We start from the raw sequence: 13,753 nt of genomic DNA on the forward strand, positions 1-13,753 counted from the left end.
CTGTTTTGCGACACTCGATTGCCTGCGCTAACATTTAAGTTAGACGCGCCCGCTGTCGGACCAGTTACTCTCATGTGTTTCTACGCGTGAGGTCTATTCATCAATTTCGGCTCGCCGAACCGCAGCGCGACCTTGGCGAGCATGACAGAATACAAGCACGCAACTGTCGCAAATGACACGACAGTTTCGAGGTAAATCAGATAGCCATGTCGGAGCCCATCGATGCTCCATTTGGTCGCGAGCCGATACATACTTGGTCTGTTCTCCTGGCAACGACGATAGCAATTGTAGTCGCAATAGACGTGCCGCGTGGACATATCTCGCAAGTAACCGATACCTAGCGGTCGATGACAGTCGATACAGATCGACCCGTTGTTAGGTGTTCTATAATTTACCAATATGAACTTCGCGAATCGCCGGATGTGCCGAGGATCATTCATGATGCAACAGCCCGGCTCTCAAGAGGTGCACCGCTGCTGCCGGAATGAAGCGAACCCTGATTGAGGCTTCCGCCTTTATGCTGTCGCTCATATTCCGCCCGCAAAAGAAGCCCGGCCACTTTTGGTGGCCGGGCAGAAGTCAGTCTCGGAGGAGCGACGCTGCTATACATCGCGCCAGCTTCCGCCGGCAGAGAGAGGGCTGCTACCGGCGGTCCATTTGCGGCGATGGCATTCGCCGCTAACCTTAGCCACAGAAGGCCGATGTCCGCTTCCAACGAAATGTCGTATTTCTTTCTTCTGTTCCATTAGACCATTCAACGAACTCGACTTCGTGCTCGCATCTAATTTTGTGACAACGCTCAGTTCTTCCGCCACGCCCCGTGGTTTCGAAAGTCGGAGATACCGAACAAGGCAGACCGAACGAGCACTGACCTTATGCGCGCTGGATACCGAACGTTTGCTCGCGCAGCCGAAGATCGATGACCATTCAGATTAGACCGAAGGCTCCTCTCCAAACCGAGGCCTCCGTTATGCAAGATCCTACGGGACTGGTAAAATCGATTGTGTAAATGGGCCGCATCTACACTATGGATAATGCATCTACTCTCATTCGACCTCGAGATCGCACGGCTACAGCATCTTAATAATCTGGAAAGGCCGGCGATCTGGCCGGCATGCCCTCTGACCCAAGCTCGATTCTAATCGTGCAGCTGCGCCGACAGCAATGACACCCACCAACTAAACGTAAGCCGCTCGACGAGCCGAATCCCGTTTTCTGGACTCGGAAAGAGCAGGATCACAAGTTTCTAAAGCCCTGCTAGGTCAGTCTGGGGGAACACCGAACGTGTTCTTGCAGGGCAAGCCGGACCAGAGATCCGTGCGATAAATATCCGATCAGCCGCCCACCCGTATACGTTCCGGATTGACAAAGGACCCATTGCTATGAGAGCCCCTCTGGGCTTATCCGGAGAACCCTAAATGTTATGAAAGCGTTCTGCGGCCTCTGTCGCCCCTCGCAAGAGCCGCGATCCTCTTCCTTGATGAATGGAAATCATAAAGTTCGGAACGCGCCGCGCACGACGCCGGCACGTACAAATGGTTAGAGCTTTGATGACTGATCAAACAGCAACAGCCGCGACAGAACGCAGGTCGACCTCACCCGACAGAGACCTGAGTTTTGATTTCGCTAAAGGAATTCTCATTATTTTGGTCATTGTTGGCCATCTTTTACAATATATCATGTACCGAGATAATCAGTATTGGTATTCGCCGTACTTCAAATCAATTTACATGTTTCACATGCCTCTCTTTATGGGAATAAGCGGATATCTTTCCTCGGGCGCGCATTTGCAAAAAACTTTTACTCGGGGCGTCCAGGAGCGCGCGATTCAGTTACTGTTGCCCGCGCTCTTCTGGTCCACGCTCATGGAAGCAGTTAAGTTGGCCGCATTTACGCCCGCTCTGCCAAGCGGTCTGCTGGGCTTTCCAAGCGAATTGGCAGGCGCATACTGGTTCGTTTGGGCAAACTTTGCTTCTTTTCTTCTCGTTGGGCTTCTCAGCGCCGCCGGTCTGGGCTCGACAAGGATCATATCCATATCTGCAGTCCTAGTCGCGTTCGCGCCCGTTACATTTTCGATTGCTCCGTTGATTAGGTACACCTATCCGTTTTTTTGCCTCGGACTCCTACTCGCCAGGTCTGACTGGCGGACGAGCGCTCTTATACGTCACAAATCGATTTTATTCTTCTTACTCTCTGGTCTGGCTCTCGTATGCTTCCTTGCCTGGGGCAAGGAGACCTATGTCTACAACAATCTCGTTCTGGTCTACGATGTGCAGTCGGCCAAGCAAGTATTGCTGATGTTCATTGGCTCTGCAGCTGCCTCTGCTGTTGCCTTTGAGGTGGTGCTGCGATGCTGGCAGTTTTCCCATTCAAGTCGGATTGCTCGCTTTATCGCCGTGGAGCTGGGTCAGAGCACGTTGGTTCTCTACCTTATCCAAGCAAGCCTCTTTCGACTCATGGACCTCGTCCAATTTGGAGAACTTTGGAATTTTCCGGCTAGAATAGCTATCGCAATTGCGCTTTGCATCACGATTGTTGTGATCGGGATAAGCGTTCGCCGGAGTGTGGGCGGCCTTGGATTCATGTCGCGACTTGTCCTCGGAGCGAAGCCACGCTCAACTCTGCCAAACACTCAGTTTGCTGTGCCAAACTGTGGCGAGAGCTATACTGCGCAACCTACCAAGCGATAGCTGGCACAAGCGCACTTTGAAGGCTCGGCGTCGTCGCGCAACCGCCCGGCCTCGACTTTGCTCGGCGTCGGTGATCTGAGACCGGAAAACTGGACCATTTTTGGTTAGAGTCTTGCGCTGCGTAAATCCACTCGGCTGGGAGGAGCGGAAGACGATGAAGGCCTCGAAGTTTTCGGACGTCCAGAAGGCGTTTATCCTGAAGCAGGGCAATGACGGGGTCCCGGTTGCGGACATCTGCCGCAAGGCCGGGATCAGCCAGGCGACCTATTTCAACTGGAAGAAGAGGTACGACGGACTGCTGCCGACCGAGATGCGCCGGTTGAAGCAGCTTGAGGACGAGAACGCCAAGCTGAAGAAGCTGGTGGCGGATCTGTCGCTCGACAAGGAGATGCTGCAGGACGTGATCCGCCGAAAGCTGTGAAGCCTGGTCGGAAGCGCAAGCTCGTCGACGAAGTTTGTGGTGAGTGGCAGGTGTCGATCCGCAAGGCCTGCGCGACCCTCGAGTTCGATCGGTCGACCTACCACTACAAGTCTCGTCGCTCCGGCCAGGCGGCTCTGGAAACTCGGATCAAGGAGATCTGCCATGTCCGTGTACGCTACGGCTATCGCCGCGTTCACGTGATGCTGCGCCGTGAGGGGGTGGCGTCACGGCCAGAACAAGACCCGCCGCATCTATCGCGAATTGGGCCTGCAATTGCGCAACAAGTCTCCCAAGCGTCGGGTCAAGGCCAAACTACGCGATGACCGTCGGCCGGCGACGCGGGCCAATGAAACCTGGGCGATGGACTTTGTCCATGACCAATTGGCAACCGGCGGCAAGCTCCGGGTGCTTACGATCATCGACATTTTCTCCCGCTTCTCGCCGGCGCTGGAGCCGCGGTTCACCTTCCGCGGCACCGATGTCGTGGCAATACTGGAAAGGGTTTGCAATGAAGTGGGATTCCCGGCGACGATCCGCGTCGATCAAGGCAGCGAGTTTGTGTCGCGCGACCTTGACCTGTGGGCCTACCAGCGCGGCGTCACGTTGGACTTCTCACGGCCGGGCAAGCCGACCGATAACGCCTTCATCGAAGCCTTCAACGGGCGCTTCCGAGCTGAATGCCTCAACGCCCACTGGTTCCTGTCCCTTGCGGACGCCCAGGAAAAAGTGGAGACTTGGCGCAGATACTACAATGAGGAACGGCCCCACGGGGCGATCGGCAATCAGCCGCCGATTTTGCTGCAAAACCACGTCGGCGCCACCAGCCTGCCGGCGTGATCAGAGGCGCAAAACTCTAGTTCTCGGTGGTCCAAAGTTCGGTCTCGCTGCAAAAACTCCGAGACTTTAATTGCCGCTGGATGAAACTTCAGTGGCAGGCCATCGGCTGTAGCGGTCCGGCTTCTTGTGAAGCTTGTCTCCACACTTAAGCTAACCGTGAGATAAGCGAATGGCGTGATCACCGACGAGTCCTTGAGAAGCGCGCTGTAGGCTTCCGATAGCGATCGCACCTAGGCAGCTGCAATGAATAGGTTCAATTGTCCTCTCTCCAATCCTCTCCGTTTTCCGCAACACTTCTGAAGTGGGCAACTTTTGTTGAAAAGATCTGCCGGATTTGATTGGCTGCGCGGCAAAGTTGATCGCGTTGCGGCCAATTCCGATCAACATCTCGCTTCTGTGCTATGCCCGCGAAAACGCCGCCTCAGCTCACCCTCAAGATGCAAATGCGCTCATGGCAGATTAAGATGACTTATGCGAGCCCGCAGAAAGGGGTTGAAACGTACGCTGCGTCAGCTTGTAGGATCAAGAATGACAAAGGAGACCCACGTCGCCGCGTAGACGGTCGGGTGGATAGAACGAATGATTTGATGAATCGGTCGTTCTCGCAGCCCCTCCCCGTCGCGGCCCGAATTTGGCAGGCAAGCGCGCAGCACGCGTCCACTGAAGTCATCAGGTCGGAGAGAGGCCGGAAGACTCAATAGGCCCTGTGTTCTATCCACGAGGTGAATGGCCTCCATCATAACAATCTATTTTACCAACCCTGATGAAGGCTGCTAGTCAAAACGGCGATTGAGCTGGGGGATAGTGCAGGTCGTGAGGATTAACCGTCGACTGTTAAGGTCAGTTGCTCTGGGCAGCCTAGTTGGCCCCTACGCAACGGTAAGGCTCAAGAATGGCCTTTTGAACGGTTGCCAGCAGTGTCTTGTCAAGCCGCAACTACGCCGCGCTGGAGGTCAGCACGGTGAAGGTAGATTCGTGTGCCAGAACGATGCATGAGGCAGCCATGACTATGAGTGTATACGGGTCCAGTAAATCCACGACGGCGGAGCCCCTAAATCAAGCCTATCGGGAGATGACGTTTGGTTTTTTTACGCAACTCATTCGATCTTTCGCTTTTCCTCTCCGAGTTTTGACCAACTCAATTTCCGTTAGACTGAAGGCTGATGCTCCCACACATATCGTCACTGCGTCACCCTCAGGAGAATGTGCTCATCACCCTCCTTTATGCGATTCGCACGTTCAATATCTAAAACAAACCATTGAGTCGCAAATTGAAGAGGTTGCCAGACTGATCTGTGAGGACGAGAGCGCGCTCGAAGCGACCCGATTCCTCAACGCGCTTACAAGCGAGCTGGTAAAGGCGAAGCTCGGCATGTGTTCACACCTCGACGAGCGAGCCGGTAGTGCGCTGAACAGAGGCAATGCAAATCGTCTCGAACAGAAACACGGAACACTGTACGAGCCGGAACAACTTTCTACCCTGGGACGGCTTTTTGATGGGGCCGTCTTGGCATTACCTCCAAGCATGCGAACTCCAATTAACCGGATCGAGATCGCCAAACTCATTCTAGAACGCGCATCTATTGACCAAGCCGATCCGGAGCTTCTTATTAAGTTGATTACCGCCCTTGTCGCTGCCGCCTGATATAGCCGATCCACCTCCTCTGCCGCGCCATAACGCGATCCAGACAGAGAACTGATTCTTACAAGAAGTGACGTCGAGCCGCATTCGCCTCCGCGTGGACGGCTCGACACTTCCGCGATCTCGAGCACATCGCAAATGTCTAATCCGCTCACCCGCGCGCCGAATTCGCGGCCAGGCGAACCAATGCCAGGTATGGCTGGATCTTCATCGAAGCTGCTGTTTCGCCTAACCGCTGCCTGAGCCCGCTGATCCACAGAGATCACCTGATCCATTGTTGGCAGCGATCGTTTCGGTTTCGCAAACACTCGCAAGCTTTCTCGCGCTCTGGATCCGAGCCCATTCATTAAGGTCCGTTTGCTCGCAGCTTCCCTGCCCGCGGCCGTTCAACTCAACGCGCGAATCACGGCAAGGACAATAGCTATCCACGTGGCGACGCAGAACAATAAGGCGAAGCGCCACGCACTTACCCTGACTTGACGGCGCCAGCTGACCAGGTCTGATGCGCACCCGGTAAAGCAGCGGCCCCGAACAACGTCGATCATCTGACGGTAGTCGTGAAATTCAAACTGCTGTCGATTTTTGCGGATGTACTTGATTCGATCCTGAGGTGAGAAGCAGTAGGCCCATATGTTTTGTGCTCTCTCCTGCTCGTCCTCAGAGCGGCCGCATTTGTCGGCTACGGTATCATGAGCTCCGGGCAAGATGATGCTGTGCTCTGTACCGAGCGTGTAAATTGGTAGCATGTGGGGCATGGCGCGCACCTTTCGTGTTCCGCTATCCACGCCTACAATGTGACGTTACGTGAGTTTCAAGCTATTCTTCTCGTCTTGACCAGATCTAGTAGTCCCGGCTGCAACCTTGCTCACATTTCGAACCTGAGCGCCTTCAACTGGCGACGCAGCAATCGCTAGCCGAGTAGGCCAACAGCAGTCCGCACACCTCCTATTGGCCGCGTTTGCGGCAGAACAATCCCAAGCTCTGAGCGATTTCGCAGGATCTGCACGGTACGCTGCCATCGGGCGAGCCGCTTCGAATGTCTCTTCCGTCTACCGTGAAGCAAATTTGTAGACAGTCGCTCGTGAGCGGCTGCCGCCGGCATAGTAATTCACAAATTTCATCGGACAACCGGCTCGGAGGGGTTGAACCGCACGTAACGTCAAATTGTACGATCTCGAACAAGTAGCGATGGTCTCCGGCGGGCCGACGCCTCTGACGAGTTCAAGGATGGCCGATGTCTCAGCCTGTTCAGATCTACACCGCACGACACTATGACGGTCCAAACCTCCTACATGCGTGGAATTGCCTGCCGTTTTTGGTCCATCTTGGCCGAACCACAGGGACGCCGGAGTTGAGCGCATCTCCTTTCGCCAATTGTGAGAGAGTTCGGGTCCCTTCAGACGCTCAACGCCGCCTTGGACCGTGTACCCCTCCTCACAAATCGACTTGGTATGATGCAGCACGCTCCCATGCGCCACGAGGCTGTCCGACACAGAACATTTTTGGTGGCGATAGTGGGGCGCAGTTAACTCGCATCCATGACGAGTAGCGATTGTCCCTTATCAGCCACCCTCGGATGCATTCTCCGTCGCGGTGAACCGACTGATGGTTCAAACCCGAGTTCCGGCGGCGCGTTCAGCCGTCCTCCCGGAAGTGCGGCCAATCCGAGCCTTTACCCTACTTTCTCAGACACGCACCGTTGAAACTCACAAGAAGGCCAGTGCGGCGCCAAGCACTCTCAAGAGGATATCGTGAATCGAAGGCAGCTACTTTTTTCTCCTCGAAGCTATAGAGCAGGTCGGCATGTGACCGCTTTCATTGCTTTTGTGGCGATGAGCTCTCTAGGTGCTGTGGCCCGAGATCGAGGGGCTACGGAGGAGGAGAAACGGGCGTGCACCCCGGATGTGTTTCGGTTGTGTAGCGGCGCCATACCGGATGTCGCTGCAATCACTGCTTGTCTAAGAACAAAGCTCAACAGCTTAAGTGACCCGTGTCGGTACGTGATGTCGGCGCATGACAGCACAAAAGTGAAGACGGACTCGAAATGACGGTCGAACCAATGTGTCGCAATCGCGCCACGTGTCCCGATCCACAGGATCGTGGCTAGCGCGTCGTGACTAGAAATAGCCTCGAGGGTCTCGCGTAGACCCGACGGCTCTCAAACGCCGAAGACTCGATTTGTGTTAGAGCGAATGCGCGAATGCAGAAATTTCCATTCGATACAGTTCTGATCGCCAACAGGGGCGAGATCGCCGTCCGTATCCTGAAGACCTTGCGACAGTTGGGCTTACGTTCAGCTGTCGTCTACCACGATGTGGATGCGGCCACACCAGCCGTTGCCATGGCGGATACAGCAATCGCGATCGAGGGCTCTTCCCCAATTGCTGCCTATCTTGACGCCGAGCAAATCATCGCCGCCGCCCGCAGAGCTAACGCCGGCGCGTTGCATCCTGGCTATGGGTTCTTGTCGGAGAGCGCCGATTTTGCGAGAGCCGTCGCAGGGACCGGCATTGCATTCGTCGGGCCAGCCCCCGAAAGCATCGAGCTGATGGGTGATAAGATCCGCGCCCGGAGATTTGCTCAGCAGATCGGATTTCCGGTAGGCCCCTCAGTTATCGAAGAAGACGAACCGGAAACCTTCGCATCCAGAGCTCGGGCCCTTGGCTTACCTTTGCTGGTGAAGCCTTCGGCAGGCGGTGGTGGCAAGGGCATGCGGATCGTGCGCGATCTCGACACCCTCGACGACGCAATTGCTCAAGCTGGACGCGAGGGGCTGCGCTACTTCGGAGATAGCCGCCTGTACGTGGAGCGCTATGTTGAGAAACCGCGCCACATCGAAGTGCAGGTGCTAGGCGATTTCTTCGGAAATGTCGTCCACCTGTTCGAACGCGAGTGCTCGGTACAGCGCCGCTTTCAGAAGATCATCGAGGAGACGCCTTCGCCTGCCCTATCCGTAGAATTGCGGGAACGGGTCTGTGAAATGGCGGTCGGCATCGCTCGTAGCGCCAACTATCGAAATGCAGGAACCGTCGAATTTATCTTTGATGGACAAGAGTTCTACTTCCTTGAGATGAATACTCGGCTTCAAGTCGAGCATCCCGTGACTGAAATGGTCACTGGCGTCGATCTCGTTGCCCAACAGCTCCATATCGCCGCGGGGCACGAACTCACATTTTCGCAATCCGACATCGTCTCCAAAGGTCATGCAATTGAAGCGAGGCTATACGCCGAAGCCCCTGAACGCGAATACGCGCCAACCACCGGCAAGATTCTCATGTTGGAGTACCCAGAATGCGACGGCGTGCGCATCGATAGCGGTATCGTCCAAGGTCAGCAGATCACGCCCGCATTTGATTCGATGCTCGCAAAAGTCGTCGCACATTCAACTACACGCCGTGAAGCCGCATTGAAGGCGGCACATGCGATGCGACAGCTAGTTCTTCTTGGCTGCGAGACGAACGCCGACTTTCTGGCCCGCCTGCTCATGGACGACACATTTTTGAGCGGCCAGATCCATACCGGTTATCTCGATGAACATCCGCACCTGGCCAAAGGCCCATGTGGAAGCGACCTGCCCGCCATTTTGGCAGCCGGAGCACTCCTGACAAGGAGCGTTCGGAATTCGGCAGACGCCGTGCCCAGGCTTCACGCGGAGCTCGGCAAGTGGAGAAACTGACGTGAAGCACTGTTTTGGGCTCAATGACGAGAACTATGAATTGTGGCTTTCACCTGGCCAACACGACTATCGCCTTCACTTGGGCGATGAGGTAATTGCGCCGGTGGCACTCTCAGATCATTTAGACGGAAGCGCTCACCTTGTCATTGCAAGCGAGGCCGTGCCGGTCAGATTTGCAATCGAAGGTGACACACTTCACCTGCATATCCGTGGCAGGACACACATCCTGCGATACCGCGATCCATTGCGAGAACTTGGGAGCTCGGACGAGCAGGCAAGTCATCTTGTGGCCCGCGCGCCAATGCCCGGCGTCGTGATTGCGATCGCGGTTTGCCACGGTGATGTGGTCTGCGCAGGCGCGACGCTGATGGTGGTCGAGAGTATGAAGTTGGAAGTTGTCGTACGTGCCCCTCGTGGCGGTGTAATCGAGCGCATTCACTTTGGTGTAGGCGAAAGCTTTGAGCGAGGCGTGGTTTTGGTTACGTTTTCCGAGGAAGGGCGCTGACATGCAGCGGATCGTCTCTCGGGTGGACACCACGTCGCAAGAATTTCGTCTCAACGAGCTCCATAACCGACGACTTGCGGCCGAACTGAAGGAACGACAGCGTTCCGCTCGCTTCGCTCGACCCGCGAGAGACCTTAAGCGTCTGCGGCAGCAAAACAAGCTCTTCGTTCGCGATCGGATCGATGCGCTGCTTGATCCAGAAACTCCATTTCTCGAGCTATCAACGCTCGCGGGCAACAAGGCCTACGATGGTGAGGTGCCAGGCGCAGGGCAGATTGTCGGCGTTGGCATTGTTGCTGGTCGCGAGGTCATCGTTCACGCGGATGATGCCAGCGTGAAGGGCGGCGCTTGGTATCCGTTATCCGTCAAGAAAATTGTGCGGGCGCTGGACATTGCAATCGAGAACCGTCTTATGGTGGTGCATCTTTGCGACTGCGCCGGCGGCTTCTTGCCTCTGCAAGCGGAATTCTTCGCAGATCGCTACCACGCAGGCCGAATCCTGCGTAATCAATCAATTCTCTCAAAGATGGAAGTGCCGCAGGTAGCCATCGTCATGGGCCACTGTACTGCAGGAGGTGCCTACGTTCCGACGCTGAGCGATTACAACATCATCGTGCGGGGGAATGGAGCCGTCTTTCTCGGCGGACCTCCGGTCGTAAAGGCCGCCACCGGAGAAGTGGTATCAGCCGAAGAGCTCGGTGGCGCTGAAATCCATACGAGCGTGTCGGGAGCGAGTGACTACCTCGCTACAAGCGAAATGCATGCGATTGCCATCGCGCGGGACATTGTCGCTCACATGAAGCGTCCAACGAAAGAAGCCGTTAATCGGGCCGCTCCGGAGCTTCCCGTCTACGGCGCATCTGAGCTATACGGCATTATTCCAAAAGATCCCCGCGTTCAATTTGACATTCTGGAGATCATCGCTCGCCTCGTGGATGGTAGCCGGTTCCATGAGTATCAGCCTAGCTATGACCAAAGCCTGATATGCGGTTTCGCGCGTCTTCAAGGTTATCAAATCGGGATTGTTGCAAATAATGGCGTGCTGCAGAACCACAGTGTTCTGAAGGGCGCTCACTTCATCCAACTCTGCGATAAGAACCGAACGCCATTGCTCTTCCTGCAGAATACCACTGGCTTTATGGTCGGACGAGAATACGAACATGATGGCATCACCAAGAATGGCGCCAACCTCATCATGGCCGTTGCCGCAGCGTCGGTCCCCAAACTTACAGTGATCTGCAACGCCTCTCACGGAGCAGGAACATTCGCTATGGCGGGTCGCGCGTTCGACCCCCGCTTTATGTTTACCTGGCCGCAATCGCAGATTTCGGCCATGGGCGCGGAGCAAGCGGCAGGCGTACTCACCCATGTCAAAGCAAAGCAATTGGCTCGTGAAGGAGGGCGCTTGTCGGACCAAGAACTGGCAGCCATTCGAGAACCAATTATGAAGGAGTATCGGGCGCGATCAAGCGCCTATTATGCGACTTCGGAGCTTTGGGATGACGGCATTCTTGATCCCGTAGATACCCGAAACGCGCTCTCAATCGCCTTAAGCGCGTCGCTTAATGCTCCAATCGAATCGCCCCACTACGGTGTCTTTCGAATGTAGCCTTGCGGTTCGCGCGCAGCGAGTTGGGCACAGTTTGACTACGATCCGTCGCGCTGACGCTGACTTCACACGTCGGAGAGCTGCAACTCTAGTCGAGCTTTCCACTCCACCCGACGCGCTACTCCCTTCGGCGGAACGCACTTATTTCCACCGACCCGAAACCAGTAACAAGCTGACACCTGCCGAAGTCCCGCCCATGCAATGCCCGAAATGTCATGCCAATGATCAAAACGTGTCACATGATCCCTGGAGCGGTCGCCCTGTGATCGCCTGTAAAGCCTGCGGCGACTTTGTTGAGAACGAGTTGATCGAGCGCGAAAGAGCATACGCCATCATCACCGGAGTCGTGGCATCTCACTTGATTGGCGAGCACAAGGGTGGCGCTCAGCGCGTCGCATGCGAGATCCTCGAAGCTCTTAAGAGTGCCGGCATGACGATTCATCGCGCCTGACTCGCTGAAGCTCGCCGTAGACGACGATTGATTGATCAACTTAGCCGCGGCAAGGCCATCTACCATGATGGCTTCCGTAATCCCCAACTGAAGAGAACGTTCTGATGGCAATCAAAACATACAAACTCCAACATGAACCGAGCTACGCGCGCTTCCCTGACCGTAATGGATCGCACCATCGGCGACTATAGCGTCTGTCGATGTTTCGAAAATCGGACGATCTCCTCCTTTGGCCATCGTAGTGTCGAAGGCAGGACTGGAAACACACAGACGACGCGCTTCGCGGTCGCGTGGATTGAAGAACAAGCATCTTGAGAGGACTTCTATGGGCAAGCCAGTTGTAATTGTGGTCGGCGCGGACAAAGGCGGGGTCGGAAAAACGACCGTATCTCGCACGCTTTTGGATTATTTTAGCGCGAATAATGTGCAAACCCGCGCATTCGATACCGAGTCGCCTCGCGGGACACTGAAGCGCTTTCACCCTGCGATTACCGAAATCGTCGACATGACGAGAACCGCGGACCAGATGAAGATCTTCGATACGCTGAACTCGGGCCTGTCCGTCACGGTCATCGACGTTCGAGCCGGACTGATGTCACCAGCCCTGGCGTCCCTACGAGACATCGGCTTTTTGGACGCCGCCCGATCTGGCCAACTCACCTTCGCCGTGTTTCATGTGTTGGGATCGTCCATCGCCTCGCTAGACGAGATCGCGGAAACAAGCGATTTCATGGGGGGCGCAAAATACTTCCTGGTCAAGAACTTCATCAACGACACCCAGTTCTTTCAGTGGGATCAGTCGACCTACAATTCCTACTTCAACCGCATCAAAGACGCCACTGATCTGACCATCCCGAAACTTAACGAGATGGCCTATGAACAGGTCGAGGTCGCCTCTGTTCCGTTCGTCAATTTCGTTGCGAACAAGGGACAACACGAGGACGCCGCGAACTTCTCGTTTGTGTTGCGCGGTTACGTACGGCACTGGCTTGCCAATGTCTGGAGCGAGTATGACCGGATCAACCTAACAGACCTCGCGGGCGCGAAGTCGGTGACCCGTGCGGGCGAAAGATAGCCGCTTGCGGACCCATGCGCACTGGTTTGGCGATTTTGCCCACCCCCGTCTACATCATCTGCTCTGCAAGCCCGCAGGTCGGAAAGACACTGATTGCTCGGCTCTTGAGCGAATTCTTGCTGCTGAAGAACGGTGCGGTGCTCTCCTTCGACATCAACCTAAGGGAGCCGTCCTTGCTCGACTATCTCCCTTCCATCACAGAGACAGCGGATGTCACGGATACCTATGGCAAAATGCAGCTAGTTGATCGACTTGTTCTAAACGACGGAGTGGCCAAGGTGATCGACCTTGGCTTCCACGCATTCGACGAGTTCTTCAAGATGTGTGGCGAGATCGGCTTCCTGAGCGAGGCGATACAACAAAGGGTCGTACCAATCGTGCTATTCGTAGCGGATACTGACCGTGTCTCGGCCCGTGCGCATGAAATGCTGCGGCGGCTGATTCCGACGCAAATTCTGATCACCGTCCATAACGAATTCTTCGTCCGCGGCGACTTGTTCGAGGCCATGAACCAGGGCCGCGTCATCCGTTTGGCGGCACTGCCGGTATTTCTACATAACTACATCTGCCGACTAGGCCTGTCTTTCACCGGCTATCTACGCCATGAGAGGGACCCTACGTCGGAACTTCATCAGTGGATTCGGCAGAATTACACGATTTTTCGCAATATCGAAATGAGCGTGATCCCCCAATGGTCGTCTTGACGCAGAACACAGGTCGTCCGAAGGCGGGAATTGGAGTCGATCTGTTGCGAGGATCTAGAAATTGTAGGTGTGCCTAATACCTCTGATCCCAAACGCGGGTATAGCCAAATTCACTCGCACGATTGCGTCTCAGCTCGAACACT

Annotated in this window: 9 protein-coding genes and 1 pseudogene; 8 read left to right on the forward strand and 2 right to left on the reverse strand. The window is 55.4% G+C overall.

What is annotated here, in order from left to right; genetic code table 11:
• Nucleotides 1–1,550 precede the first annotated feature (1,550 nt).
• From nolL to QA645_RS39080, 3 genes and pseudogenes are all read left to right on the forward strand, one after another.
• The gene (nolL, locus tag QA645_RS39070) at nt 1,551–2,690 is read left to right on the forward strand and encodes a nodulation factor fucose acetyltransferase NolL (RefSeq protein ID WP_283046346.1); all 1,140 of its coding nucleotides are present in this window, start codon (nt 1,551–1,553) and stop codon (nt 2,688–2,690) included.
• A 154-nt stretch (nt 2,691–2,844) separates the two neighbouring features.
• Nucleotides 2,845–3,948: pseudogene (locus QA645_RS39075) on the forward strand (IS3 family transposase).
• A 1,003-nt stretch (nt 3,949–4,951) separates the two neighbouring features.
• Nucleotides 4,952–5,593: a hypothetical protein gene (locus tag QA645_RS39080; protein ID WP_283046347.1), complete on the forward strand. Its 642-nt coding sequence runs from the start codon at nt 4,952–4,954 to the stop codon at nt 5,591–5,593.
• A 383-nt stretch (nt 5,594–5,976) separates the two neighbouring features.
• Here QA645_RS39080 and QA645_RS39085 read toward each other — a convergent pair whose 3' ends face one another.
• Entirely contained in the window at nt 5,977–6,345 is a 369-nt protein-coding gene (locus tag QA645_RS39085; RefSeq protein ID WP_283046348.1) for a hypothetical protein, read from the reverse strand.
• 1,445 nt (nt 6,346–7,790) lie between these two features.
• On the opposite strand from QA645_RS39085, the gene QA645_RS39090 reads away from it, so the two are divergent.
• From QA645_RS39090 to QA645_RS39100, 3 genes are read left to right on the forward strand one after another with little or no spacing between them, the layout of a single operon-like run.
• The gene (locus QA645_RS39090; RefSeq protein ID WP_283046349.1) at nt 7,791–9,266 is read left to right on the forward strand and encodes a biotin carboxylase N-terminal domain-containing protein; all 1,476 of its coding nucleotides are present in this window, start codon (nt 7,791–7,793) and stop codon (nt 9,264–9,266) included.
• Between the two features lies 1 nt (nt 9,267).
• Nucleotides 9,268–9,771, forward strand: a complete 504-nt coding sequence (locus QA645_RS39095; RefSeq protein ID WP_283046350.1) for a biotin/lipoyl-containing protein — start codon at nt 9,268–9,270, stop codon at nt 9,769–9,771.
• 1 nt (nt 9,772) lies between these two features.
• Entirely contained in the window at nt 9,773–11,380 is a 1,608-nt protein-coding gene (locus QA645_RS39100; protein ID WP_283046351.1) for a carboxyl transferase domain-containing protein, read from the forward strand.
• 235 nt (nt 11,381–11,615) lie between these two features.
• Here the strand turns inward: QA645_RS39100 and QA645_RS39105 are convergent, their stop codons facing one another.
• Nucleotides 11,616–11,897: a hypothetical protein gene (locus QA645_RS39105; protein WP_283046352.1), complete on the reverse strand. Its 282-nt coding sequence runs from the start codon at nt 11,895–11,897 to the stop codon at nt 11,616–11,618.
• A gap of 259 nt (nt 11,898–12,156) precedes the next feature.
• Here QA645_RS39105 and QA645_RS39110 point away from each other — a divergent pair, with 259 nt between their 5' ends.
• Both QA645_RS39110 and QA645_RS39115 read left to right on the forward strand, forming a co-directional pair.
• Complete coding sequence (locus QA645_RS39110) at nt 12,157–12,906, forward strand: hypothetical protein (RefSeq protein ID WP_061846398.1); 750 nt, start codon at nt 12,157–12,159, stop codon at nt 12,904–12,906.
• 35 nt (nt 12,907–12,941) lie between these two features.
• Entirely contained in the window at nt 12,942–13,610 is a 669-nt protein-coding gene (locus tag QA645_RS39115) for a hypothetical protein (protein WP_283053527.1), read from the forward strand.
• Nucleotides 13,611–13,753 lie beyond the last annotated feature (143 nt).

The sequence above is a fragment of the Bradyrhizobium sp. CIAT3101 genome, assembly GCF_029714945.1.
GTDB lineage: Bacteria > Pseudomonadota > Alphaproteobacteria > Rhizobiales > Xanthobacteraceae > Bradyrhizobium.